24 protein-coding genes are annotated in these 24,941 nt (G+C 51.3%); 2 read left to right on the top strand and 22 right to left on the bottom strand.

Features of this window, described 5'->3' with window-relative positions; all coding sequences use genetic code 11:
• Positions 1 to 9: 9 nt before the first annotated feature.
• The 15 genes from uraD to GOM71_RS14085 all read right to left on the bottom strand — a co-directional run bounded on the left by uraD (position 10) and on the right by GOM71_RS14085 (position 17,691).
• Positions 10 to 480: a 2-oxo-4-hydroxy-4-carboxy-5-ureidoimidazoline decarboxylase gene (uraD, locus tag GOM71_RS14155; RefSeq protein WP_253944846.1), complete on the bottom strand. Its 471-nt coding sequence runs from the start codon at positions 478 to 480 to the stop codon at positions 10 to 12.
• Between the two features lie 23 nt (positions 481 to 503).
• A complete protein-coding gene (locus GOM71_RS14150; RefSeq protein WP_156282155.1) occupies positions 504 to 1,022 on the bottom strand; it encodes a (2Fe-2S)-binding protein in 519 nt (172 codons plus the stop codon).
• Positions 1,019 to 3,343 (bottom strand): xanthine dehydrogenase subunit D, encoded by a 2,325-nt coding sequence (gene pucD / locus GOM71_RS14145; RefSeq protein ID WP_156282153.1) that lies wholly within the window; start codon positions 3,341 to 3,343, stop codon positions 1,019 to 1,021. The genes GOM71_RS14150 and pucD overlap by 4 nt, the downstream gene beginning before the upstream one ends.
• Before the next feature lie 9 nt (positions 3,344 to 3,352).
• Positions 3,353 to 4,261 (bottom strand): FAD binding domain-containing protein, encoded by a 909-nt coding sequence (locus tag GOM71_RS14140; protein ID WP_156282151.1) that lies wholly within the window; start codon positions 4,259 to 4,261, stop codon positions 3,353 to 3,355.
• A gap of 173 nt (positions 4,262 to 4,434) precedes the next feature.
• Positions 4,435 to 5,364, bottom strand: a complete 930-nt coding sequence (locus GOM71_RS14135) for an ABC transporter permease (protein ID WP_156282149.1) — start codon at positions 5,362 to 5,364, stop codon at positions 4,435 to 4,437.
• Between the two features lie 16 nt (positions 5,365 to 5,380).
• Entirely contained in the window at positions 5,381 to 6,511 is a 1,131-nt protein-coding gene (locus GOM71_RS14130) for an ABC transporter permease (protein WP_156282147.1), read from the bottom strand.
• Positions 6,508 to 8,046, bottom strand: a complete 1,539-nt coding sequence (locus tag GOM71_RS14125) for an ABC transporter ATP-binding protein (protein ID WP_156282145.1) — start codon at positions 8,044 to 8,046, stop codon at positions 6,508 to 6,510. The genes GOM71_RS14130 and GOM71_RS14125 overlap by 4 nt, the downstream gene beginning before the upstream one ends.
• A gap of 158 nt (positions 8,047 to 8,204) precedes the next feature.
• On the bottom strand, positions 8,205 to 9,362 hold the full coding sequence (locus GOM71_RS14120; protein WP_156282143.1) for a BMP family ABC transporter substrate-binding protein: 1,158 nt from the start codon (positions 9,360 to 9,362) through the stop codon (positions 8,205 to 8,207).
• Positions 9,363 to 9,555: 193 nt separating this feature from the next.
• A complete protein-coding gene (locus tag GOM71_RS24450; protein ID WP_367649613.1) occupies positions 9,556 to 10,194 on the bottom strand; it encodes a nucleotidyltransferase family protein in 639 nt (212 codons plus the stop codon).
• Entirely contained in the window at positions 10,076 to 11,176 is a 1,101-nt protein-coding gene (locus GOM71_RS14110) for an XdhC family protein (protein ID WP_173275624.1), read from the bottom strand. The genes GOM71_RS24450 and GOM71_RS14110 overlap by 119 nt, the downstream gene beginning before the upstream one ends.
• A 35-nt stretch (positions 11,177 to 11,211) precedes the next feature.
• The gene (locus GOM71_RS14105) at positions 11,212 to 12,558 is read right to left on the bottom strand and encodes a 5'-deoxyadenosine deaminase (protein WP_156282138.1); all 1,347 of its coding nucleotides are present in this window, start codon (positions 12,556 to 12,558) and stop codon (positions 11,212 to 11,214) included.
• Positions 12,559 to 12,572: 14 nt separating this feature from the next.
• Positions 12,573 to 14,159, bottom strand: coding sequence for a PucR family transcriptional regulator (locus GOM71_RS14100; protein ID WP_156282136.1), 1,587 nt, complete (start codon positions 14,157 to 14,159; stop codon positions 12,573 to 12,575).
• Between the two features lie 231 nt (positions 14,160 to 14,390).
• Positions 14,391 to 16,358, bottom strand: a complete 1,968-nt coding sequence (locus GOM71_RS14095; protein WP_156282134.1) for a stalk domain-containing protein — start codon at positions 16,356 to 16,358, stop codon at positions 14,391 to 14,393.
• A gap of 81 nt (positions 16,359 to 16,439) precedes the next feature.
• Entirely contained in the window at positions 16,440 to 17,384 is a 945-nt protein-coding gene (locus GOM71_RS14090; RefSeq protein ID WP_253944845.1) for a serine hydrolase domain-containing protein, read from the bottom strand.
• Between the two features lie 58 nt (positions 17,385 to 17,442).
• Entirely contained in the window at positions 17,443 to 17,691 is a 249-nt protein-coding gene (locus tag GOM71_RS14085) for a hypothetical protein (protein ID WP_156282130.1), read from the bottom strand.
• Positions 17,692 to 17,903: 212 nt separating this feature from the next.
• Here GOM71_RS14085 and GOM71_RS14080 point away from each other — a divergent pair, with 212 nt between their 5' ends.
• The gene (locus tag GOM71_RS14080) at positions 17,904 to 18,530 is read left to right on the top strand and encodes a DedA family protein (RefSeq protein WP_156282128.1); all 627 of its coding nucleotides are present in this window, start codon (positions 17,904 to 17,906) and stop codon (positions 18,528 to 18,530) included.
• Between the two features lie 102 nt (positions 18,531 to 18,632).
• Here the strand turns inward: GOM71_RS14080 and GOM71_RS14075 are convergent, their stop codons facing one another.
• On the bottom strand, positions 18,633 to 18,902 hold the full coding sequence (locus tag GOM71_RS14075) for a hypothetical protein (RefSeq protein WP_156282126.1): 270 nt from the start codon (positions 18,900 to 18,902) through the stop codon (positions 18,633 to 18,635).
• Positions 18,903 to 18,962: 60 nt separating this feature from the next.
• Positions 18,963 to 19,094, bottom strand: a complete 132-nt coding sequence (locus GOM71_RS24725) for a hypothetical protein (RefSeq protein ID WP_301539632.1) — start codon at positions 19,092 to 19,094, stop codon at positions 18,963 to 18,965.
• Positions 19,095 to 19,111: 17 nt separating this feature from the next.
• Here GOM71_RS24725 and GOM71_RS14070 point away from each other — a divergent pair, with 17 nt between their 5' ends.
• Positions 19,112 to 20,518: a hypothetical protein gene (locus GOM71_RS14070; protein ID WP_156282124.1), complete on the top strand. Its 1,407-nt coding sequence runs from the start codon at positions 19,112 to 19,114 to the stop codon at positions 20,516 to 20,518.
• Here the strand turns inward: GOM71_RS14070 and GOM71_RS14065 are convergent.
• The 5 genes from GOM71_RS14065 to GOM71_RS14045 all read right to left on the bottom strand — a co-directional run bounded on the left by GOM71_RS14065 (position 20,511) and on the right by GOM71_RS14045 (position 24,939).
• A complete protein-coding gene (locus tag GOM71_RS14065; protein ID WP_156282122.1) occupies positions 20,511 to 21,086 on the bottom strand; it encodes a hypothetical protein in 576 nt (191 codons plus the stop codon). The genes GOM71_RS14070 and GOM71_RS14065 overlap by 8 nt on opposite strands.
• Positions 21,087 to 21,187: 101 nt before the next feature.
• Entirely contained in the window at positions 21,188 to 21,394 is a 207-nt protein-coding gene (locus GOM71_RS14060; RefSeq protein WP_156282120.1) for a hypothetical protein, read from the bottom strand.
• A gap of 69 nt (positions 21,395 to 21,463) precedes the next feature.
• Positions 21,464 to 22,252 carry an undecaprenyl-diphosphate phosphatase gene (locus GOM71_RS14055; protein WP_156282118.1) on the bottom strand — a complete coding sequence of 263 codons (789 nt, stop codon included), beginning with the start codon at positions 22,250 to 22,252 and terminating at the stop codon, positions 21,464 to 21,466.
• A 146-nt stretch (positions 22,253 to 22,398) separates the two neighbouring features.
• Positions 22,399 to 23,685 (bottom strand): hemolysin family protein, encoded by a 1,287-nt coding sequence (locus tag GOM71_RS14050; RefSeq protein WP_156282116.1) that lies wholly within the window; start codon positions 23,683 to 23,685, stop codon positions 22,399 to 22,401.
• Between the two features lie 93 nt (positions 23,686 to 23,778).
• Positions 23,779 to 24,939, bottom strand: coding sequence for a DUF3900 domain-containing protein (locus GOM71_RS14045; protein WP_367649609.1), 1,161 nt, complete (start codon positions 24,937 to 24,939; stop codon positions 23,779 to 23,781).
• Positions 24,940 to 24,941 lie beyond the last annotated feature (2 nt).

The following is a 24,941-nucleotide window of genomic DNA, read 5'->3' as shown; positions in this document are numbered from 1 at the left end:
TTGATCCTCCTATTCGATAATCAGATCATGCAGGCGAAAAGCGGTTATGCGGGCGATCTGCCACATCGCCTCCTCGGCCTCCTCTTGCGCACTGTTGCCTATCCGAGCCTGCAGTGCCGCCAAAATGTCATCCTTGTTCTTTCCCCTGACGGCTACAATAAACGGAAACCCAAATCGCTCCGTATAATTGCGGTTTGCTTCGGCAAATTGCTCAAATTCACCAGTTGAGAGACGATCCAGCCCCGCCCCTTGCTGCTCTTTCGTCGAATACTCTCCGATCTGCAAACGAGTGGCTAAATCAGGATGCTCGCGGATCAGCTTCAACCGCGATTCTTCCGATGCTTCCTGAACCGTTCTCACCATCGACTCATGCAAGCTTTCTATTGAAGCGAATGGCCTCTTATTCCAGACCGCCTCGGCAACCCATGGAGAATGTTCGAAAATATCGCCAAGCGCCCCGACAAACTGAGCTTGGCTCATGTCATTGATTACGGAAAGACGGATCATCGCGTGTTCCTCCATTCAATGGCCTGGCGTACGGCCCGCTTAATGCCGCCATAGCCCGTACATCGGCATATATTGCCGGATAAAGCTTCTTCAATTTCTTCCTCGCTCGGATCTGGCGTGTGCTCCAGCAGCGCTTTTACCGAGACGATCATTCCCGGCGTACAGTACCCGCATTGAAAACCGCCTTCTTCCAGAAACGCGCGCTGAACGGGATCCAATCCGCCTGATAGGCTCTGAGCGCTCGCAGTAATGCCCTCAATCGTTGTAACCGTTTTGCCCTCGCATTGATAGGCCATTGTCAAGCAAGAATTGACCGGCTCTCCGTCGACCAGCACCATGCAAGCACCGCAACGTCCGATCTCGCAAGACCGCTTCGTTCCTGTCAGGCCCAGCTCATCCCGCAGCACCGACAGCAATCGCCTGGATGGCATGATATTTAAATTCAGCTCACGGTCGTTGATGATGCAATGGATCGCGTTGTTACGCAGTGATGCCGAATAATCTCCCAAACTCATCGTCCATTCACCGCCTTTGTCAATAGAGCGCTCGCGTCTAATTGCAACAGCTCCGGATCAATCGGCAGTTTCGTCACTCGAACGCCGGTCGCTTCGTAGATTGCGGCAGCAATCGCCGGAGCAAGCGTTACGGAGCCAACCTCACCAATGCCTCTTGGCCCGTAATTATCCGAATCGGGCAAATCTTCAAATGCCTCGACTTCAATCGTGCCGCGATGCTCGGCAATGGTTGGCACTAAATAAGTATCCAAGTTTTTGGTCAGATAAAGCCCCTTTTCCATTACAGCATCCTCGGTCAGTGTATATCCGAGCGCCATACTGCTGCCGCCTTCAATTTGGCCGAGAAAGCCTTGCGGGTTAATAACGGGACCGGCAGCAACTGCATGGTATTGGTCTGCAAGCTGCACGCGACCGGTTAGCCGGTTCACGCTTACTTTCACGGCCACAGCGGAGTACGTATATAAATAGTGCGCGCCGACCCGATCGATAGAGGAAGTCGGGAAATGGAACCGAGTTGTGCAGCTGATGCAATCTTCCCTTTGTTGAGCAAGATCCGAATAAGCAATCAGCATCTTCTTACCCTCTTTATGCCAAATGCCGCCTTCGCCAAGCCTTAATTGCAAGGCTGGAATGCCGAGCGCTCGCGATGCTGCGCCCAAAGCTTCTTCCTCGAACAGGGGCTTCAATTTCTGGAGCGACTGCCACATCATGCTCGTCGCTCTGGAAGCTGTAGTCGAGCCGCTGTCGGGCACAACGTCCGTATCTCCAATAAGAATGCGGATATCGTCCGCGGCAAAACCAAACTGCTCAATTAGCATTTGCTCAAGCGATGCGATAAGGCCCTGCCCGAATTCTTCATAACCAAACACCGCTTCAATTCGCCCATCGGACGCCAGCGTCAGCCTTCCGCCTGCCGGATCGGGAATGCCGACTCCAAGACCTGCTCCATGCATCGTAAAAGCTGCCCCGATACCGGTGCTGATCCACGGCGGATCGCCGGCATCTCGCCGGGCAAGCCGTTCGCCATCGGCGTTTGTCGAAGCCCCCAAATACGCTTCCCTTTCCCGCCAAAGCTTGCTTGACTGAAGAGCTTCCCACACTTGGGCCGCTCCTTCGGTAGCGGCAATCGGCTGGCCAAACGGACCTGGATCGGACGGGTTTCGCATATTGCGGCGGCGCAGTTCCCAGGGCTCGATTCCGGCCAGTTCGGCCAATCGATCCAGTTGGCCCTCTAGCGCAAATATCGCCTGATTGCCGCCGAAGCCGCGAAATTCGCCAGACATTCCGTTGTTCGTAAAGACTGATATGCCGTTTACTTCCAAATGCTCGTATCGGTACGGGCCGATGACATGCTCGACGGCGAAGTTAAGCACCTCGGCTCCAAGCGTTGCATAGGGGCCGGTATCGGCAATGATTCGCACCGTATGGGCAATGAGCTTGCCATTCGCATCAGCGCCCGTTTTCATCGTTATTTTCATCGGATGGCGTTTCAACCCGGCGCGAACCGATTCCCAGCGGGAGTTATGAAGGCGCACCGGCTTCCCGGTTGCTACCGCAAGCAATGCTCCGTACGGCTGAACGTTTAACTCGTCTTTGCCGCCGAACGAGCCTCCAATCGGGCTCGATACGATGCGAATATCCTCCTGCGGCATTGCCAAAATGCGCGAGAGCTGCATCCGATCCATAAACCCGTGCTGCGTTGGAGCGAATACGTTCAATCTGCCGTCCTCTCCAAGCACAAACAGACCGCCTTCGGTTTCCATATAGGCGTGCATTTGCCGGGGTGAAAAATAGGTTTCTTCGACGATATGCGCACTGGCTGCAAAGGCTTGAGGCGGATTGCCGAAGCAATGCGACGAACGGTGAAGCACGTTGCCGCCCGGATGAAGCTGCGGCGCTTCTGGTCGAAGCGCGGTTTCCGCATCGTCAACGATGGTCAGCGGCTCATAATCGACTTCAATGAGCGTCAGCGCCTGTTCGGCCAATTCCTCTGTTTCAGCGGCAACCGCCGCCACAGCATCTCCGATATAACGAACGACATCCTCGCAAAAAACCGGTTGATCAGGGTGCGCGATGCCGAAACGATTCAAGCCTGGAACGTCGACAGCAGTCAACACCGCGTGAACGCCTGCCAGCTTTTTTGCTTTGTCCGTGCGAATGGCGGCAATCCGCGCGTGCGGATGCGGGCTTCGCAGCACCCGCCCGTACAGCATAGCTTTCGTCGTATAATCTGTTAAATAGGCCAGTTTGCCAGTTACTTTGTCCGGGCCGTCCGGGCGTATTCGCCATCGTTTGCCGCTTGTGCTTCGATTCAACAGCATAAGTCTCGCCTACCTTTCGTCCGCCAGCCGCTTTGCCGCGGACCATAATTCAGATACAACGATGTTGGCCGCAGTCTTCCTGCGATAGTCCGCCGAGGCGAACGCATCTCCCTTCGGCTCAAAAGCGGCCAATATGCCATTGTAGACAGCTGATAAGGAATGCGCATCCGCTGCTTTATCATTCAATTCAGCCTCTGCGGCCTCCAATCTGCGGGGAACCGTTTGACCGCCTCCGGCGGCAATTCGAATATCTTTCCATCGGCCATCGGCATTCAAGCTGCCGGTAAGGGCAATGGTAACGACCGATGGCGTGAACGCTTCGCGCCGGCCAATTTTCTGATACACGGCGAACGGCTTAGATTCCGGAGCAACCGACATTTTCGGAAGTTCGACTCGAAGCAGCAGCCGATCCTTCCATCCGCTGTGCAACGCGGCCGTCTCCAACCATTCATACAGCGGCTGCCGCGCCGTTGTTTGCCCGTCATACCAATGTAAAATCGCATCGTATACGAGCAATGCCGGCAGCGAGTCGCCGACAACCGATGCGATATTTCCGCCGATTGTCGCTAAATTGCGAATTGACGGCGCGGCAATCGAGCGCATTGCTTCCGCGATAAGCGGCAGCTTCGATTGCAGCATGACATGCCGCCGGCATTTCGAGAGCGTCGTCATCGCCCCGATCAGCCATTCGCCCGACTGTCCTTCAGTCAGCTCGTGCATCTCGTCGACGCTGTTTAAATCAATCAGATGAGCAGGCGCATCCGCAATGCCGGACTCCCATTGCGTCCGCAGCAGCGTTCCGCCAGCCGTGAATACGGCCTGTTCTCCCCATTGCAGCTTGATGCGCCGCGCTTCCTCTGCATCTTTCGGATGCCATACAGATGAAATGATAGGGTTGCCTTGCAAGTTTGCCGCCATGGCAATCCACTTCCTTACATCAGGATCTTTGAACGGAGTTCAAAGTCACTCCTTAGCTACATCAGGATCTTTGAACGGAGTTCAAAGTCACTCCTTAGCTACATCAGGATCTTTAAGCGGAGCTTAAAGTCACTCTGCATTTTTAAAGTTACTCATTAGCTGCATTGCAGCCGTTAAAAGCGCTGTTCGCGAATATACGGGGCTCCGAGCGCTTCAGGCGAGCCCGAAGGCTTATTCCGGTTGCGCCAGCCCAGAAACATAAGCACAAGTATGGTCACGATATACGGAATCATTTTAAGGAAATAAGACGGAATTTCACTCCCAATTAATTGTATGCGGAAGCCAAGCGTATCAAGCGCACCAAAGAAATAGGCGCAAAATAAGGCTCGAAGCGGGTTCCATCTTGCAAAAATGACGAGCGCGACGGCGATCCAGCCGCGTCCAGCCGTCAAGCCTTCGATCCAGGTCGGCGAATAGACGAGCAGCATATCCGCTCCGGCAATGCCAATCAGCATCGAACCGATAATAACGTACACATATCGCAGCGTCTGAACGCGAATGCCCATGACATCGGCAGTCGGCGGATTGTCGCCGATCGCCCGCAGATGCAAGCCCCAGGAGGTGCGGTGAATGTACAGATGCATCGCAATAACGAGGATAAAGCTTAGCCAGGTAAACAGATCGAGATGGCCGAACATATCGCCAATTACCGGAATAGAGTCAAGCCCATTCAAATTGATTTTCGGAACCGCTCCTGTGACAGGCTGGCCTGCAATCGATTTGCCGAGGTAAGCGCTGAGCCCTGCCCCGAATAGCGTCATGGCCAGGCCGCTGACAATCTGGTTTGCGCGCAGTGTGACGCACAAAAATGCGTGAACGAGTCCGAGTACGGCGCTAATGGCGCAAGCGGCTAAAATCGTAACGGCAAGATTGCCTGTATTCAAATAAGTCATGCAGGCGATGACGGCTCCCATCAGCATGAGCCCTTCCGCTCCGAGCTGAATGATGCCTGAGCGTTCGATCAAGATGCCGCCGAGCGTCGCGATAAGCAGCGGCGTACCGGAAGAAACGGCGGCGACAAGCAATTGCGTAAATAAATCCATCTCTATCGCGCTCCTCTCAACCGTTTCTCCGAATGCGGAATTTGCTTGCCATTCCCCCTGCAATAAGGAAGAACAGAATAGCGCCTTGAATCATCGACGAAATCGAAGACGGCAAACCGATCGTCTGAACGCTGTACCCGCCAACGATCAATCCGCCAAATAGAAACGCCGAGACGACGATGCCGAACGGATTCAGCTTGGCTAGCCATGCGACAATAATCGCCGTATAGCCGTAGCCCGGCGAAATGCCGTACATCAAACGATGCGAAACGCCTGCCACTTCGCTCATGCCCGCAAGACCGGCAATGCCGCCGCTAATGAGCATAACGAGCAAAATGTGGCGGCTGATCCGAATGCCGGCGTTTTTCGCCGCCTCCGGGTTCGCGCCGATCAGCCGGAGCTCGTAGCCCCAACGGGTATAGCGAATGAGAAACCAATAAAGCAGAACGGCTATTGCGGCGAAAATTATACCGTAGTGAAGGCGAGTGTCGCCAATTAACGGCAGCGACTGCGCATCGGTGAACATTGGCGTGCCGGGGAAATTCATCCCTTGAGGATCCTTCCACGGTCCAAATACGAAATAGTTCAGCGCAAGCACGGCCACATAATTGAGCATGAGTGAAGTTATCAATTCATTCACTTGAAAATAAGTGCGAGGGATCGCGGTAAGCAGTCCCCAAATGCCGCCTCCTGCAATGCTGAATGCGATCATCATCGGCATCGTTAAATAAACGGGCAGATTCGGAAAATAAATCGTAACCGCCGTCGCCGCCATCGCTCCGGCCAGAAATTGCCCCTCCGCGCCGATATTCCATACGGATATGCGGTATGCGATCGCTACTCCGATGCCGCAAAGCAGCAGCGGAATCGATTTGACGAGCGTTTCCGTCAAGCCAAAGGAGCTGCCGAACGCGCCGGTGATCATTTTGGTATATACCGTCAATGGGTTCATGCCGTTCGCCGCGATGAAAATGCCGCAAAACAGAAGCGCCAGCGCTACGGACAAGATTGTCATCCACCAAGGACTGTCGGAACGGGTTGGATCGATTTCGATCCGAAACGAAAACCGCCCAGCTCCTGCTTTCACAGGGGAAGCAGATATCGGCGATTCGATAGACGCGCCTTTCGTTAGCTGTTGTTCGCTCATACGGCTTTCTCCTCTCCTGAATCGTGAACACCGGCCATATACATGCCGATTTGTTCCCGGCTCGCCTCGCCTCGGGCAAGCTCTCCGACCATTTGTCCGTTATAGATGACGAGAATTCGGTCGGACAGCTGCATGACCTCATCCAAGTCTTCTGAGATGAGCAGCACGCTTTTGCCTTCTCCGCGCATTTGCGTCAACAGCCGATGAACGCCTTCCGTTGCGCCGACGTCAAGGCCTTGCGTCGGATGAACGGCGACCATTAACAGCGGATCATGGTGAACTTCTCTGGCAAACAGCAGCTTCTGCTGATTGCCGCCCGACAGCTGGCGAACCGGCGTATCCACGCTTGGCGTCTTAACATCAAATTGCTCAACTAGCGATTGCGACCAAGCTCGATTGGCTCCCGTTCGCAAAAACCCGAATATCGACCGTTCCTTCGAGCGATACGATTTGAACAGCAGATTGTCGACTGCGCCAAGGCTGCCGGCAAGGCCGCTTTTCATTCGATTTTCCGGAACATGCGATATTCCCGCTTCGATCGCATCTCTGACGGAGCCGTTGCGAAGCTCCTTGCCGTTAAACGTAATGCTGCCTTTGCGCCAAGCGCGCAAGCCGGTCAATACTTCGGCCAGCTCGCTTTGTCCGTTCCCTGCAACGCCTGCAATCCCTACGATCTCGCCGGTATGAACCGTCAGCTGCAATTGATTCAAGGCTCTGCGTCCATGGTCGGCAAACACATCGAGCTGATCTACGACAAGCAGCGGCTTTCCGGCAGGCCGGCTGGCAAGCGGCTTCGGAGGCGCCAGCTCTTTGCCGACCATAAGTCGCGCCAGCTCCCGTTCATTCGTATCAGATTTGTCGATCGTGTGCGTCAATTTTCCTTTTCTCATTACCGAAATCCGGTCTGAAGACGCCATGACCTCTTTCAATTTATGAGTTGTCAAAATGACCGTCTTGCCGTCTGCTTTCATCTGGAACAGCGTCTCGAACAGCTGCTCGGCTTCGCCGGGCGTCAGCACCGAAGTCGGCTCATCCAAGATGATCAGATCGGCTCCGCGATACAAGGTTTTTACGATTTCTACGCGCTGCTGCTCCCCAACGGACAGCTGCCATATCGGGCGATCGACCGGAAATCCAAGGCCAAAGCGGTTTGCCAGCGCTTCAATCTCCTCTTGCTTGCGTTTCATCCAGTTTGGACCTCTCCAGAAGGATGAGGCTTCGCCAAGCACGATATTTTCTGCGGCAGTCAAGTTTTGCACGAGCCGAAAATTTTGAAATACCATGCCGACGCCAAGCTTCATCGCATCTTTGGGCGAACGGATTCGGGCTTGCTGGCCTTGAATGAGAATTTCACCGCTAGTCGGGCGGTATACACCTGAAAGCATGCACATCATCGTGCTTTTTCCAGCGCCATTCTCGCCAAGCAACGCATGAATTTCGCCGGGCTTCGCCCGAAAGTCCACGTGGTCATTTGCGATAACCGATCCGAATTTTTTAACGATTTGATGCATAGCGACCGAATAAATCTCGCTCATGACGAATCCCCCTTCAAGTTACCGGCGCCTGCGATGCTGCCAGCGGCTATATGCGTATAGGCCGGCGGACTTTGCGGACGTCGCTGTTCGTTATGCCGAACCCCGACACCTCCCGCATTTGCGGGAATTGCCGGGGCAGGGCTGTTTTTTTCAAACGGTTAGTTGCTAGGAATCGTCCCTTCGACGCCTTTAACGAACCAGTTCATGACCAAAATTTCTTCCAGCGTCATCGTTTTGCCTGAATCGACTTTCACAGATCCCGCGGCGTCTGTAATCGGTCCGGCAAATACGTTCAGCTCGCCGCTCAGCACTTTTGCTTTCGCGTCTTCAACCAGCTTCTTCACATCATCCGGAACACTGGTGCCGATCGGCGCCAGGCCTACCATTTCATCCTTCATCGAGCCTGAAAATTGCTCGCTCTTCCAAGTGCCGTCGATTACCGATTGAACGACTTTGGTGTAATAAGGGCCCCAGTTCCAAGTCGGGTTCGTTAAATAAGCTTCCGGTGCGAAACGCGTCATATCCGAATCGTTGCCGCCCGCAAGCGCTCCGCGCTCAGCTGCAGCTTGCAGCGTTGCCGGGGAATCTTGGTAGGCGAGAAGCACGTCAGCGCCTTTGTCGAGCAAGCTGATCGCCGCTTGGCGTTCCGTCGTCGGATCGTACCAAGTGTTCGACCATACGACATGCACCTTAGCGTCAGGATTTACGCTTTGAATTCCTAGCGTAAAGGCGTTTATGTTATAAATAACTTCCGGAATCGGGAAGGCGCCGACATAGCCGATAATGTTCGATTTCGTCATTTTTCCTGCCGCGATGCCGGTTAAGTAGCTTGCTTCAAAGTTTTTGCCGAAGTAAGTGCCCATGTTATCCGCCGTTTTGTAACCCGCAACGTGCATAAATTTCACATCCGGAAACTTCTTCGCGACGTTTAGCGTCGGATCCATGTAACCAAAGCTTGTCGTAAAGATGATGTCGTGATTTTGGGCAAGCTCCGTAATGACTCGTTCCGCATCTGCGCTCTCCGGCACGTTCTCGACGGTGTCCGCTTTGATGCCGAGCTTCTCCTCCATATACTTTCTGCCGTTGTCATGCTCGAATGTCCATCCGCCGTCGCCTGGAGGCCCGATGTAGACGAACGCTACGCGAGGCAGCTCTTTCGCCGGCGCTTCCGATGCCGCGGCGTCAGTGCCTTCTGTCGGCGCCGTCGTCGCATTGCTTTCCTTATTGCTTGAGTTGCTGGAGCAGGCAGCCAATACCAATGCAAGAACTGTTAAGAGTGCAAACCCCACTGACCATTTACGGTTATAAATTTTCATACCGTTCCTCCCGACTCTCTATTTATTCACCATGATTGGAATCGATGATGTAGCTTCAATATACTCACACGCCAAATATGCGTCAACATATATGACATAACATTTGGGTAGAAGCGCCAAAACAATCGCATCCCATTGTGCATGATGCACTTTTGTCAGGAGAAAACTGATTTTATGTGACATTTATATAACATTAGAAGATAGATTTAAACATTTCGATAGCATCCGCCAAGCCTTGAGCATCATCGACATCAATCAACCTTTTCTGCTCCTCACCAATAAATTCGACAAAACTGCCTTTCCAGTGCGGTTGCGCAAACAACTTGCGCGCTCCCGCGTCTCCCTCCAGCGACATGAGCGCCGGCGCCATCGACGCCCGGAAAACTGCAGGCGGCATCGGAACGCCGTCGCAGGCTGAGGCAGCGTAATCGAGTTGCGGATCTTGCTCCAGTACAGACAACAAACGCCGCACCATCTCAGCCGTAATGAACGGTTGGTCAGCCAGCGCGATCGCTATCGCGTCAAAGCCGTTCCGACTGGATCGTGCGGCGTTAATTCCGCTCCTTATTGAGTAGGACATACCGTTGTCCGCATGCGCACAAACGACGACCCTGCAAGCTGCAAACTTCTCCGGCCGGGCCAATTGCTGCAACGAACGAAACCAGCCGGGCACTTCGCCCGGCCGAATAATGACGGCGATATTCGATAACTCGCTATCTAATAGAACATGCAGCGCCTGGCCGCCAAGCGGCACCCCTTCGCTCAACTCCAGCTCCAGCTTCTGGCTCCCCATGCGGCTGCTTTTCCCTGCCGCCAAATAAATGCCGTACACTTTCATTCTGACCGCCTCCGATCGTAGATGCTTTGGCTCGTCTAGCCGCCGTTCGAACTGCAATCATTTCAGCCGCAACGCTTATTGCAATCTCGATCGGGCCGTCCGCGCCGATATCAAGACCAATCGGCGCATGTACGGATGGCGGCAACGGCTCGCCTTCAAACAGAAGCTCAATTCTTCGTTTGGAGCCGATGACGCCGATATAATGGACGCCGCTAATAAGGCAATTGCGAATCCACTCCCGGTCACGGAGCAGCTGATGGCTCAGAACGACAATATAGTCCTCGCTTCCAAGTCCGATGTTGCGCGCCATATCCGCCGCCGTGAAACTATGCGTCAATTCAGCGCCGGCGAATCGCTCGCGATTGAGCAACGATTGGCGCCAATCGGCGATGACGACGCGGAACCCGCTTTGCTGTAGCAATCGGCTAATCGGCTCTGCGTCAATTCCGGCGCCAAATACGATGACCCGTTCACGGGGCGATACGACCGTCGAGAACAATTGCGGCCGATCAACTATCGGAGCGAGCGGAGCTGCCGCCTCATTTAGCGCAGCAGCATTTTCAACCGTATAATTCAGCCCTTTATTGTCCATGAACCGCGAGAATCGAACGGCTTCACCCAGCGCAAGCAGATCATCCATACATTGAAGCGCCTGCAATAACAGCCCGTCAACGGCCTCGACAAGCACTTCAATCTTGCCGCCGCACCCGATCGCTTCTCCCCATACCGCATCCTCGTCCGGATCCATGTTGTAGGATACGATATCCCAGCTGCCCGGAATTGCCGTAATCGCCGCAGTTCTTTCCTTTAAATCGCCCTCAAGACAACCGGGACTTATCGTGCCGACAACACCGCCGTCTTCCATAATGAGCATAGAGGCTCCAGGTTTACGGTAAGCATGCCCTTCGACCGAAATGATCGTCGCAAGCATTGCCCGCTGTTCAAGCATCTTAACCGCATCTAGCACATGATGCATGTCCATAAGCCCCCTTCCCGACTCTTCGGACTCTATTAAAGTCTGGCCAGCAGCATCTTTAATGAACGGTCGGCCTCGCGTAGCACAGTCGGCTTGTCGATCGTAAGCATCATTTTTCCTTTCATTGCGATTTTCCCGTTTATGATGACCGTATCGACATCTCCCCGGGTTGCCGCATAAACGACTCGAGAATACCAATCCGCGTCAAATGAAGGATACACGTGAAAATCTTCCAAATCTAGCAGCTGCAAATCCGCAAGCTTGCCTGCCTCGACACTGCCGATTCGATCCTCCATCCCGAGCACAGCGGCGCCTCCCATCGTCGCCAGCCGCAGAACGGTTCGGGCATTCATCACTGTCGGACCATGCTTTACTTTTTGCATATATGCGGTTAACCGCATCTCTTGAAACATATCCAAATTGTTGTTGCACGGCGCGCCATCCGCACCAATCCCTACCGTTACGCCTTCGCGTATCAGTTCCGGGATCTCGGCGACTCCCGAAGCGAGTTTCAAATTCGAACCGGGGCAATGCGTCACTTTGACGCCTCGCTCCTTGATGATCCGCTTTTCCTCATCGTTCAGCCAAATGCTGTGCGCCAAAATCAAATTAGGCCGAGCCAATCCAATGTGATCCAAATAGACGACGTTGCGCATGCCCCGTTCCGCTTCGACGATGGCAATTTCGCCTGTATTCTCAGATGCGTGCGTATGGATTCGTACGCCGTATTGCTCCGCCAAATCGCGAACCCCAATCAGCAGCTCCTCCGTGCAAGAAACGACGAAGCGCGGGCAGAAGGCGTACTCGATTCTCCCGCCTTCCGCGCCGTTCCATTTCTCCAGCAGACGAACGCTTTCTTCCAAAGATTGAGCTGTTTTTTCTTGAAGCGGGAGCGGCACCTCCGTCCCATGATCCATCATCACTTTGCCGGATACCGCGCGGATTCCGCTTTCTGCAATCGCTTGAAACGCAGATTCGGTATGACGGACGGTTTCCATATCGAGAATGGTCGTCGTACCGCTGCGGATCAGCTCTCCGATTCCCAGCATGGCGGAATAGTAGACAGAATCCTCATTATGCGCCGCTTCAAGCGGCCAAATCCGTTGACGCAGCCAATCGATCAGTTCAAGATCGTCGGCGCGTCCGCGAAACAACGTCTGGCATAAATGAATGTGAGTTTGCACAAAGCCGGGCAGCAGCACTTTGCCGCCCGCATCAATAATGGTATCGGCCGATTTCTCGGGTAGATCCGTTCCAATCGCCGCGATTCTCTCCCCCTCAATAAGTACGTCTCCGAAAATGATGTCATCCGCCGCATTCATCGTCATAATGACTGCATTGCGGATTAGTATAGTGGCTGTCGCTGCAATGTTCGCGCCCATGAGAATCGCTCCTTCTAACCGTTTTTGTTTAACAGCTTGCGGAACATAAACGCTATTTTGAGCCGCAGCAAATCATTCATCTTTTTAAAATCGACATCCAAAATCTCGCTAAGCTTTTCTATGCGGTACGTAGCGGTGTTCCGATGAATAAACAGTTTTTTCGCCGTTTCGTTCAGTTGACCGTCGTGCTCCAGATAAGCTTCCAGCGTGCGAAGCATCTCTCCTGCATAATCCGGATCGCGATTAATGAGCCCGCCGAGCCACCGGTTGCAGAACGCCTCCATCCGCTCCTTTGATACATGCTCAAATAGCAGCGCAAGGTCCATCGTTTCAAACTTGACGATCAGCTGTCCGGCCTCCCACTCCGCAGCCAGTCGATGCGAATGCTTGCACTCCTCAAAAGCTTCCAGAAGTTGTTCAGGCTTTTTCTTGCGACCGCTGAATGCTGCCATAGGCATCGCGTCGATATCGCTATAAACAGAGTGAAAACATGCGGAAATCGCCTGTTCGATTTCACCCTCTGGAACGCCGCCCAATTCCGGAAAGATAGACAGAAGTCCTTCATCCATCACCATATGCAGCCCTTTAAGTCTTTGAAGACGGGTGTGGCTTAAAAACTCCGTTTTCAAGCGGTCGATTTTATCAGCTCTTGGCGATCGGCCATTCTCCAACTGCCATGCCGTCAAAACGCAAACATATGATTGTTGCAGCAAGTCGACTTCCCATCGATCCGCATATTCGATCACAGCAGTGATCGGCAAACCGTTTTTCAAATGACGTTTAATAAGTATGCCAAAATCCTTTTGCGCAGACAGTTCGAAATAATCCTCGTATTTCATATTCATATGATAGGATATCAATTCCGCTGCTTGCAGATATAAACTTTCTTCCGGAGACGATAAGAACAGCTGCGGGTTAAAAAACAATACAAATCCGGTGCAACGCGCGTTTTTCATCAACGGCACGCGGAATGCTTGCCATTTCGCGCTCTTCATCCACTTCTGAGGCTGCGGCCAGGGCCAATTGGCGAGAAGCTCCCTATCATCGACATCCGATTCGTTGTGAACCATTTGTCCGCGCGAACCGATTACCGCAATGGGATAGCCTGTAATTTCCGTTACCGCATCAAACAACTCGCTCATATTTTCGGATTTGAGCGCAAAGCGCATCAATCGAATCTGTTTATCCAGCACATCTTGAAGCACTCCGGTATTCCGTTTCATTTCTTCTCGAAACAAGCCGTTCATTTGGTCTGAAAACGTAAACTCGTACGGCAGCTCTATTAGCGGAAAGCCCAGCTCGTCAGCGCGTGCGATCAAGTTGTCGGGTATCGCATCCCAGAAACGACCGAGCTTTATGCCAAGCGCAGACGATCCGCGCTGATTCAGCTTAAAGAGCAGCTCCGCAGCTTCCTGCGGCTGATCTTTTATAAAATAGGCGGTCGTAAACAGCATTTCGCCCTCTTTAATCCAATCCGTAATATCGGGAGCATCCATTACATTAACGGATCTGACAATCCGGCTTCTTCCGGACGTTCCGGCAACAAGCTTCCCTTCCGACAGCGGATACACCGCCAGCGCCTGTTCGACTGTGAAATGCATAGAGAACCCTCCGCTTCTTGTATGAATGACATGTAAATCGAAGCGAGCAAACGATAAATCAATGGATATGTAATATTATATAACATAATAGTTCAGCGATGAACTAAATTCAATAGATTTCAGTTGATTTTATTAATTATATGTCACATTAATTAACACAATTAAACAAAAAAGAGAGCTGTCCCGCTGATCTTTAGAATCAGCAGACAGCTCTCTTACATGAATGGCTTTCTATTTCAAGGCAGGCAGCGGGTATAACAAAATATTAAACGGAAGGTTGCTGCCCGACGCCGGCGTAAAGGCGATCGTCACTGTTTCCGCACGGTCTCCCGTCCGGTACAGTACCCCAACGTCATTTGCATCCTTCAATATCGTCGACGATGTCGTGTAAACGAGTTGATTATTAACAAGGAAAGCGCCGCCGTAATGACCGCCCCTCGGATTGATTCCGATTAACGTGCGCGGATGAACATTGTACAGCGTTACGGAGTAATAGGCGCCGTTATTGCCGTCATTGGACATGAGGTCGCCGGTTGTCACATCATAGCCCGTCAAACGCGTATCGACGACTTTGTCCGTAATAATAATTCGCGAAGGCGTCGCTCCGATCGGTTCCATAATGCCAACGGAGCGGTTCGCGTCGTGGAAAGTACCGCGAACATGCTTGCCGTCTCGCGGCAATTGCTGAAGATTCGGCAATTCGGCAAGAACGTCTTTGTCGGCGTCGACAACAACGACGGTAAACTTGATTGGAGCGGACGTTACAACGTCGGCATACATTGTCACAACTCTCGCTTGCGCCAAATTCACATCGCTAAGCTTGCTGAGGATGACGCGGCTTTCGCCAGCCGGAATCGCCGTAACCTTGTTGAGCGCAACGCCGGAATGCGAGAGCAAGAAATTGCCGACCGCGGCTTTGCCGGTTTGCGATACGTAAGGAGCGGGACCGCCTACGCCGACATGCTGCTCCGTCACAGTAGCCTCTTCCGCATTTTCGTTCGTTGCGACAATGTATACTCTCACCGGATTAACGCGGTTATTCTGATTGTGCGTCAGGAAGCGCACATTGCCGGAGGCTGTATCCGAGTAATAAATGCCCTCTTCTTCTATATGCTCCGGGCTATTGCTGCGAATAAGCGTCTGTTGGCCGTTCACAGTGAATGTCCACGGGATGGTTGACATTTGAAGGACGCTTCCGCCATCAATCTGGAATTTATCGCCTACATCGGTAAACAGCTTATCAAAATCTTGTTTCGCGTACAGCGTTTCATTCTCAATCGTAACGGTTTGCGAATATTCGCTGGTTGCGCCATGCGCATCCGTTACTTTAAGCGTAACAGTCTGCGGTCCCGGCACGAAAAAGCCTTTGGCATTGTTCGTCCATTCCGCCTTCTTGATCTGGTTCTCCGGATCCGTGCTTAAATCGGTATACAAAATAGGCTCGCCCATTTTGTAAGAAGCTTTGTCCGTTACAAACTTAGCTGCTGGCGGTTCATTCGGTTTCATCACATCGATAACCACCGAGTAAGGATCGCTCCACGTTCCGTTTTCATCCTGCACCCAGCGTTTTACCGTATACTGTCCCGGCGTGCTGAACGAAGTCGCATATCCTTCCCAACGCTCGTCCACAATCAGCTTGCCGCCAGGATGATACGCTTTATCAACATACGACACTTCCGTCTCTCCTGCATAAATCGTCTGTGGGGAAACGGTGAAATCGGCTTGCGGCTTCACGATCCAGATCCAATCGATTTTTTTCTCCGCAGCCTTCACTTGCATTGTAATGCCGTAAGGTTTAAGAAGGGAACGAATCGGGATCATCAGCGTCCCGCTCTGAATGAACGGAGCGCCGTTCATTTCCGTTACTTCTCCGTTTACTTTATAGCTGGAGCTGTTCGTCCGGTAACGAATCTCTTGCTTCAAATAGGAAATGACATATTCTTGCGCTTTCGAATCATAGTAAAGCTTTGAATATAACCGTTCGCTGATCGAACGGGCTGCGACGTAAGTTACCCCCTTCTTCTCGGTCAATGGCTGTGATGCTTTAAAATATTTGCCGTTGTGATACATTTGCGAGGTTTTCTGAATGAGCACCAAATGGTCTGTCGCAGGCGGCGCAGCTCCATGGGCTTGAAATGGTATGGCTAAAGACATGAGTAACAGGGCGACAAGAGCGAAAAGGCTTGCTTTTTTAACCATTGAAATCTCCTTTTGATATGTATTAAGGCATGATCTGACAAACTTATGAACGCAACGTAAAGGAAAAAGTTGCACCTATAATTAAATTATTGAAGATACAATATAATCCATAATAAGTCTTCTGGAGTAGATCGCCGCGTTTCGGCCGGTTATACGTTTCCGTACGACAACAACAAGCTCCGCTTCTGGAGCGACAAGAAGAATTTGACCGCCGTGGCCAAACGCAAAAAAGCAATCGAACGCGCCGTTATGCGATGCGGGCGAATGCCACCAATGAAATCCGTATGCGCCGTATATCGGCGGTTCGTAGTTTAACAACGCGCGATGATGCGGCTTGGTCGATTGTTCGATCCAATCGGCTGATAGCAAGGACCGGCCGAACCAATTTCCTTTTTGCAAAAACAGCTGTCCAAACTTGGCTAAATCCCGGCTGTAAAGCTGGAGCCCGGTACCGCCTTCATTAATCCCTCGCCTCGAAGTCCATTTCGCCTGGCGAAAGCCCATCGGCTGAAACAGCCTGCTGCTCGCATAATCCAAAGCGCTGCATCCGACCGCTTTCGTCAAAATAACAGACAACAGATGCGATCCGCCGGAATTATAAGCGTAAGCGCTGCCCGGTTCATGTACGAGATCGCAGTCCAGCACGAAACCGACTGGATCAGCGGAAGCTTTCATCGCTTTATATCGTTTATCGAAATCAGGCCAATCCCAGCCCGCCGTCATCGTCAGCAAATGCTTGATTTTGATTTGCGGATCAGCCGCTTCGCCGAAATAATCGGAAATCGGCTGATCGACGCCGGCAATCCGCCCTTCTTCAATTGCTATGCCGATCAAAGAGGACAAAACGCTTTTAGTGCAGGATAACAGCGGCGCTACGCTGTCTTCGCCCTTCTCATGCCATTCGTACGCCAATTGTCCGCCTCTTGCGATTAGCACCGATGTCATGCGCCATTCGGCAAGCAGCGGTTCCAGTCTTTCCAATGCGGCCGCATCTAAGCCTGCTTCTGCAGGCGAGCTTTTGATCAAGAAAGGGTCATTATCGTGGTGTGCAATCGCCATCCGGTTTCATACTTCCTTCCAGCCGTTATGAGGATTTCATATAGTATTGCGTTTCAAACTGTTCGAAACAAATAGCGCTTGCTAAACGTAATACATAACGTTCCCGCTTGCTTTCGTCAAGCTGCCAAAATGACGCGTCGCCAAACAGCTTTAACAGCAGCTTTTCCGCCGTAAACTCAGCCGCTCGTTGATCCGCAAGCAAAGATAAACAAATCGTATAACAAATCGGCTCGTATGCGCGAAGCCGTTCCACCTGTATTTGAAATGAAGACATTTCGTCCCGCCGCCTTTTATTATTGAACTAAAATGAAGCCATGCTATCATATTAGACAAGGCAACAGCCGAATTGGTTACGAAACGGTTAAGAAATTTTTTCCGTTCGTTCTGATTATCACCGCTTTCGTAATTTTTATAATTATGTTAGCCTATGATGAGCAAACAGGATTGCAAATTTGAAATCTATAATCGTTAGGGTGAACAAAGCCAATGGGCTATCAATTTTTATTGGACATTATCGAACAAATCGGGTATGTCGCTCTTTTCCTTGTACTATGTTTAGGTTTAATCGGGCTTCCCATCCCGAATGAAGCCGTCGTTCTTACAGGAGGCGCATTGTCGGCATCAGGCATTCTTGATCCTATACCGGCTTATTTGATGACGTTTCTAGGCATATGCTCTGCTATGACCTTTAACTATGCAATCGGCCGATTTGCCGGCTCTAAGCTGTTCGATTGGTTTATGCGCAAAAAAAACATCGAGAAATTTGTCACTAAAGCGCATCAGCTCAATGAACGATATGGCGGCTGGTCGCTTGGCATCGGATTGCTGCTTCCGTTTTTGCGGCATGTTATGCCGTTTGTTGCCGGCACAAACCGAATGAATTATGCGCGTTTTGCGATGTACGCTTATCCGTCCGCATTGATTTGGACATTAACTTATTTTATTATCGGCTCATTGTTTGGCGATCATGTCGAGGAAATCGGAAATCTGATTTACGAATACGGCGTCATCATTGTTCTCATATTGGCTGCAGTCGCGGCGGCTTTCCTGGTTTGGCACTTCGGTATTCGCAGCCGTTCACGGAAGAACGAGAAAGCCGAGCGGAATATGTAACATCGTTAGCAAGAACGATAATAATCGCGCAATAGATAAAAACCATTCATTTTCCCGGCAAATGCCAGAAAACGAATGGTTTTTTTGCTGCGCTGAGCAAATTTATTTTTCAAGTTTCTCCTGTGCCGCATTGACTAAATAATCGAAAAGCTCGTCATCCTCTTCCAGCATATCTTCCACCTGAAGCAGCTGCTCCTCGTCTCCTGACTCGTTCAGAAAAAATAACCCGTAACCCCACTCTGTCGCTTTGCGGCTATGCAGCGTTATTTCATACTGATTCGGAAATCCGGTCACTTCAAATTGAACTTGTCCGACATAACCGCTTTCCTTCGTATACGTCATTTTTGCATTTAACACTTTTACCTGTTCCATGATGACCTCCGAACTCCAATCACAATCTTAATTTGCCTCAAAAATTTAACTTTAACACATTTATTGTATCGTTAATGCCGGATTCGTCAATGCCGCTGCTGCAACAAAATAGTTTCGTTCGGTATGAACGCCTATTATGGCTTCCGCATAATGTACAGTACGAGAGCGGGTCAAACCTGTCTCTTGTATCATATAAGGGGTGATCCCATATGGAAATTCAATTGTCGGCGATTCACTGGGTGTATTTAACCTTCATTATCGCCATTATTGGATTCATGCTCATGCGGCGCGATACGTCGCTTATTTGCATTGTCGGCATTTTTGGCATCGGCCTGCTCGCAACGGAAACGTTGACCGGCTCGATCAGCGGCATTTTCAACAGTTTTATTTATGCCATTAAAGAATTGCTCGGCACGATTCTCATTATATCCATAATCGTCGCAATGAGCCGTGTACTCATTCGAACAGGCATAAACGAAGTCATGATTTCACCATTCACGTTCCTGCTTCGCTCCCCTGCGCTCGCCTTCTGGGGAATCGGACTTATTATGCTCGTTACGTCCTGGTTTTTCTGGCCTTCTCCAGCTGTCGCTCTCATTGGAGCTGTCCTGCTGCCGGTAGCGATTCGCGTCGGACTGCCTGCGCTTGGCGCAGCTATGGCGATGAATTTATTCGGCCACGGCATCGCATTATCCGGTGACTATATTATTCAAGGCGCGCCTAAATTGACAGCCGATGCCGCAGGCATTCCCGTCACTGATGTGATGCAAGCAAGCATCCCTCTCGTCATCGTCATGGGCGTTGTGACAACAGTTTTCGCCTTCCGGATGATGCGCAGCGATATGAAAAAAGGAAAATGGCGAAACGGCCTCGTATCTGCCGCCGACACAGCGGCAGCTGACGGCAACGAAGCGACAGATCGTTATGCGCTTTCGCGACGATCCAAAATCGTGCTTGCCATTCTCATTCCGATTCTGTTCACACTCGACGTCATTGCGATGTTCGCGCTCGATCTGCAAGGCGGAGACGCAACCGCATTAATCGGCGGCACTGCAATATTTATTCTTCTGCTCATTACAATGCTGGCGCATAAAGCGAAAGGGCTTGAAAAAACGACCAGCTATTTGATCGAAGGGTTTCTGTTTGGCTTCAAAGTATTTGGCCCGGTCATTCCAATCGCCGCCTTTTTCTATCTCGGCGATTCCGGCTTCATCGCCATGTTCGGCGAAACGCTGCCCGCCGGCTCGCACGGCATCGTCAACGACCTTGGCGTCGCGCTCGCGAACAGCGTTCCCGTTAACGGCGCTGTCGGATCTGTAACGCTGACGACGGTCGGCGCAGTTACCGGTCTTGACGGCTCCGGCTTCTCCGGCATTTCGCTCGCCGGTTCCATCGCCAAATTGTTCGCCGGTGCAATCGGCTCCGGCATCGCTACGCTGACCGCGCTCGGTCAAGTTGCCGCGATTTGGGTTGGCGGCGGCACCCTTGTGCCGTGGGCGCTTATACCTGCGGCAGCGATTTGCGGCGTCAGCCCGTTTGAGCTTGCGCGCCGCAACTTGAAGCCAGTCATTATCGGCCTGATCGTAACAACTATCGTTGCAATGTTCCTTATTTAAACGTTCGTCTGCGCTTGCGCGCATAGCCAATAAAGAAAAGAAACAGTGTCAGTGCAGCTGCCGTGATCAAGAGCGGCATCCACCTCGTTAGAGCGCCGTCTTCGCGGTAAGGCCCGGACGGCGCTGTTCCTTTGCCTAGCACGAGCAAATCGGCTGAAGCTGCGTTCAGCTTTTTCGTTCCGCCGCATAGATTAACTCGGAGCTTGCCGTTCTCCATATTGCCGTAAACCAAATAGTCGGTGCCAGGCTTAAAATCAACGCCGCAACTGTCGTTTGAAGCTGTAAAAACCGCCGTATCGGCATCAACAGCCCCTTTCCAAATCTCGCTAACTTGGAAATCGACTCGAACCGGAACGTCGGATGAGGCAAGGAGCGGGATGTTGCTTTTCGATTTCACCGCCACCGCTTTTCCCGCAAAAACAACATCCTGAAATTTCAACATTGCTTTTGGGCCCGGATTTGCCTCACACGAGCACGCCTGCACCTTATCCGCGCCTATTACGCCAACTATAATGGCGAGAACGATCGCTATTATTAACGAACCGGTAATCATAGTTGCTTTTTTCAATGCAAAAAACCTCCATTTGCTTTCTGTTTGCAACTATAGACGGCAATTGAAGCAAAATGGTTACACATGCGCTGCAATGTGACGGCTCACGGCGTTGCTGCTCACGAAATAAGCCAAACAAGGCCGTTTTCGGCCTTGTTTGGCTTGTGTTCAATAGCGCCCAGCACAACCATCGCCGTCAAGTACAGCATTGCCGTAATCGGGCGAAAATAGGCGAAATTGTCCATGCGAATCCGCTGTTCCTCGCCCACGCCTACACCGCTGTTCTTACGGTAAAAAACCGTAAAGAAATCGTAAGCGATGAGCAACGCTTAAACAGGCTGCAGAGCAAATTATGGCGCTGTTCAGGGACGGACTAGCCCCCCGCAGTTAATGGGTTACAACATGACGATGGCAAAAATGGCGGCAAGCGCAAAGCGGTAATAGGCAAACCAGGACAACCGCAATTTTTTAATTAAATTGAGGAAGGTTACGATCGCTATAGTCGCAACGATAAAAGCGGCTAACAGCCCGATAAGAAACAGTGGCAAATCGGCTGCGGTTAGAAACTCCCTGCTTTTAATAAGATCAATACCGCTTGCCCCTGCCATTATCGGCACGGATACGATAAACGTGAATTCGGCAGCGGCCTTCTGGCTCGCTCCGAATAGCATGCCGCCTGATATCGTTGATCCGGAACGCGAAAAACCCGGCCATAGCGCCAGTATTTGAAAAAGACCGATCGCAAACGCCTGTTTGTACGAGATGTCGTCGATCTCCTCCGCTGTAATCTTTCGCTTCCAGCGGTCGGCGGCGATCATCAGCAACCCTCCAGCGACCAGACCAATAAGTACGGTTGACGAACTGAACAAATAATGTTTAATCGCCCCATGCAGCAGGACGCCGAAGATGCCTGCAGGAATCAGCGCTAGAAAGATGTGCAGCGCGTTTAGCCCGGACGGCTTGGCAAAGTTAAAATTGAGCAAGCTGGCGAACCGCTTGCGGTACAGTACGAGCACGGCCAGTACAGCTCCGAATTGTACGACTACCTCGAATGTTTTGGCCCGCGCATCTTGAAAGTTAAGCAGATCGGCCGTCAAAATCAAATGTCCGGTAGACGATACCGGCAAAAACTCTGTAAGCCCTTCAACAATACCGAGAATTATGGCGTTTATTAAGTCTTCCATCGGCAGCACCCCTGTCCTTCATTCGGTTTCATTGTATTAGGACAAACAGGCAATTATGACCGGGAATGACTTGCTTCAACACAAAAAAAGGGTGCCCTTTCGTCATCGTGATCATGGATCATAATGACAGCTGGAACACCTGTACGTTATTTACGGTTTACCGTAATCTCAATTTTTCGAATGCGATGCTTTTCCTTCTCGCGGATTGTAAAAGTCAGCTCTGCGTAAGTCCACGGCTCCCCTACCGCAAGCTCCGGCTGCTGATTAAACAGCCAACCGCCGATCGAATCTACATCATGGCTTTCCAGATGACTGCCCGTCGCTTCATTCACTTCAAAAATAAGCGCTTTTCCGTCCACCATAAACGTCGACTCGCCAACCTTATCGATCTCCTTCACTTCATCGGAATCGAATTCATCCCGAATTTCGCCGACAATTTCCTCGACGATATCCTCAATCGTAATAAGTCCTGACGTTCCCCCGTACTCATCGAGCAAAATCGCAATATGAACGCTTTCCTGCTGCATTCGGCGAAGCAGCTTTTTAATCGGCATTACTTCCGGCACCGACAAAATCGGCTGCATGAGCGACTTGACGCTCGTATCCCGATTGGCAAAGTCATGCATGAAAAATTGCTTCGTATTGATAACGCCAATAATGTTATCTTTGCTTCCGCTGGCCACGGGAAAACGGGTATATTGCTCCCTTCGGATAATCGCAATATTTTCTTCACGTGTTTTTTCGGCGTAAAGACAAATCATATCGGTTCGCGGCACCATAATTTCCCGAGCAAGCCGCTCGTCGAATTCGAAAATCCGATTCACATAGCTGAGCTCGCTCTTGTTGATTTTTCCGCTCTCGTAGCTCTCCGACATAATGAGCCTAATTTCCTCTTCGGAGTGCGCTTCTTCATGCTCTCCGGTCGGTTTGAAGCCGAACAGCCGGATCAGCCCGTTCGCCGAGCCGTTCAACAGCCAAATAAACGGGAACATAATGCGATTAAACCAAATAATGATCGGAGCGGTAAATTGGCTGACAGCTTCCGATTTCAAGATCGCGATCGACTTCGGCGCGAGCTCCCCCAGCACGACATGCAAATAGGTTACGATGACAAAAGAAACGATGAAAGAAACAACGTTCAACACATCGCCCTGCAAATTAAAATGTTCGAACAGCGGGTGCAGCAGTTCATGCACCGTTGGTTCCCCGAGCCAGCCGAGGCCTAAGGATGTAATGGTAATGCCGAGTTGGCAGGCGGATAAATACCCGTCGAGATGGTGGATGATTTTCTCTACCGCTTTCGCGTTTTTAGCGCCTTCGTTAACCATTTGATTGACACGGCTCGTACGCATTCGTACGACGGCAAATTCGGTTGCGACAAAGAATGCCGAAAACAGCAGCAGCAGCGCAAAAATTAGTAAATTCCAAGCCATGACTGTATCAAATCCCCTTCGAAAAAAAGAATGGCTATCCCCTATTGTTCCCTAAGGAGATAGCCATTCATTCACTACTGAATCCGAGTTCGCTTACCAAGGAACATCGTCAGCGGAAGCGTCTGGATTCATGACGCCTGCATCCGCAGCTGCCGAACCCCTATCCGTATCGCTGCCGGTACGTTCTTTGCGATGGGTGCCGATCGTATCCATAATATCAGCCAAATCCGGCGGATGCAGCAGCTCCATTGGCGACTTTCCTTTATCAAACTGAAAGGAGTCCCCTTCGATGACCACAACATACCTTCCGTTGTGCTTGGCGAAATGGAACGCCGAGCCAAAGTCGGCGAGCAGACCTTTAATCGTTACGCTGTCCAGCTTAAACGTAAACGACAAATCCGGTTTTTGCTCAACGAGCGCTGCCGACGCTGCGGCAACCTGTTCATGCGACCAGTATTCCTGCAGCTCGCGCTTATCGCTGTTCGCCCAAATTTCAAGCGCATTCTCTTCTTCGCGCCGTTCCGTGCTTTCGGGCGCGTCGACCCATTTCTCTTCGATAAACTGCTGAACCATCTCAACGACCTGATCGCCCATCACTTCAGGAAGAGGCTTCTCATACGAGACGAATTTCAAAAAGTCTTCGAAATACCGCGCATGCGACGCCTGATGGATTTTCAGCTCCCAATGCTCCAGAACGCCGTCCTCAGGCATATGCGGATATTGAATCGATTTAATGCTCCGTGCGCTAATCGCCATCTCGACTTGAGAAATCAGATTGCGCTCATCGGCAATACGGGCAATATTCGGTTCAAAATCGCATTTCAGCAAAAACAAAAATGGTTCATCGAAAAACGTATTCAACGTTACGCGAGCGATAATGAACGCCCCGCCGCGAACCGCGCTCGTATCCATATAAATGTGCACAAGCTCGTCCGCTATGCCGATAAAACGCTCCTTGCTGTCCGCTTCGCGCAGCCTTTGAAACAAGTTGTAGTTCTGGTTGCTCCCAAGCTCATAGCCGGGCTCCACCATAAATCGCCCAATTTTGGTCGGCGCGTTTTCCGTATTCGGATTGCGCTCGGCTTTACGCTTTACAATCCGTTTAAATTCGCCGTCGACAAACTTTTTAATTTCACTGTCCTCATAATCGTCTTCATCCAGCGTCTGAAAATGCTTGTACCGTTTGGAAGAAGCGCTGTCCTCGCTGTCGGTTACAATTACGAAAAAGGATAAATACTCCATTCGAAAATCCACTA

The organism is Paenibacillus sp. NEAU-GSW1 (assembly GCF_009737085.1).
Taxonomy (GTDB): Bacteria; Bacillota; Bacilli; order Paenibacillales; family Paenibacillaceae; genus Pristimantibacillus.
This window is presented reverse-complemented; position numbering and strand designations above follow the sequence as displayed.

Excerpts from the sequence above, each read along its gene's own strand:
- GOM71_RS14105 (WP_156282138.1), bottom strand. The coding sequence starts at position 12,558 with ATGGGCGCGAACATTGCAGCGACAGCCACTATACTAATCCGCAATGCA.
- GOM71_RS14150 (WP_156282155.1), bottom strand. The coding sequence starts at position 1,022 with ATGAGTTTGGGAGATTATTCGGCATCACTGCGTAACAACGCGATCCAT.
- pucD (WP_156282153.1), bottom strand. The coding sequence starts at position 3,343 with ATGCTGTTGAATCGAAGCACAAGCGGCAAACGATGGCGAATACGCCCG.
- GOM71_RS14070 (WP_156282124.1), top strand. The coding sequence starts at position 19,112 with ATGGAAATTCAATTGTCGGCGATTCACTGGGTGTATTTAACCTTCATT.
- GOM71_RS14080 (WP_156282128.1), top strand. The coding sequence starts at position 17,904 with ATGGGCTATCAATTTTTATTGGACATTATCGAACAAATCGGGTATGTC.
- GOM71_RS14100 (WP_156282136.1), bottom strand. The coding sequence starts at position 14,159 with ATGCATTTCACAGTCGAACAGGCGCTGGCGGTGTATCCGCTGTCGGAA.
- GOM71_RS24725 (WP_301539632.1), bottom strand. The coding sequence starts at position 19,094 with ATGATACAAGAGACAGGTTTGACCCGCTCTCGTACTGTACATTATGCG.
- GOM71_RS14075 (WP_156282126.1), bottom strand. The coding sequence starts at position 18,902 with ATGGAACAGGTAAAAGTGTTAAATGCAAAAATGACGTATACGAAGGAA.
- uraD (WP_253944846.1), bottom strand. The coding sequence starts at position 480 with ATGAGCCAAGCTCAGTTTGTCGGGGCGCTTGGCGATATTTTCGAACAT.
- GOM71_RS14110 (WP_173275624.1), bottom strand. The coding sequence starts at position 11,176 with ATGCATCATGTGCTAGATGCGGTTAAGATGCTTGAACAGCGGGCAATG.
- GOM71_RS14050 (WP_156282116.1), bottom strand. The coding sequence starts at position 23,685 with ATGGCTTGGAATTTACTAATTTTTGCGCTGCTGCTGCTGTTTTCGGCA.
- GOM71_RS14120 (WP_156282143.1), bottom strand. The coding sequence starts at position 9,362 with ATGAAAATTTATAACCGTAAATGGTCAGTGGGGTTTGCACTCTTAACA.
- GOM71_RS14130 (WP_156282147.1), bottom strand. The coding sequence starts at position 6,511 with ATGAGCGAACAACAGCTAACGAAAGGCGCGTCTATCGAATCGCCGATA.
- GOM71_RS14055 (WP_156282118.1), bottom strand. The coding sequence starts at position 22,252 with ATGGAAGACTTAATAAACGCCATAATTCTCGGTATTGTTGAAGGGCTT.
- GOM71_RS14140 (WP_156282151.1), bottom strand. The coding sequence starts at position 4,261 with ATGGCGGCAAACTTGCAAGGCAACCCTATCATTTCATCTGTATGGCAT.
- GOM71_RS14135 (WP_156282149.1), bottom strand. The coding sequence starts at position 5,364 with ATGGATTTATTTACGCAATTGCTTGTCGCCGCCGTTTCTTCCGGTACG.
- GOM71_RS14095 (WP_156282134.1), bottom strand. The coding sequence starts at position 16,358 with ATGGTTAAAAAAGCAAGCCTTTTCGCTCTTGTCGCCCTGTTACTCATG.
- GOM71_RS14125 (WP_156282145.1), bottom strand. The coding sequence starts at position 8,046 with ATGAGCGAGATTTATTCGGTCGCTATGCATCAAATCGTTAAAAAATTC.
- GOM71_RS14085 (WP_156282130.1), bottom strand. The coding sequence starts at position 17,691 with ATGTCTTCATTTCAAATACAGGTGGAACGGCTTCGCGCATACGAGCCG.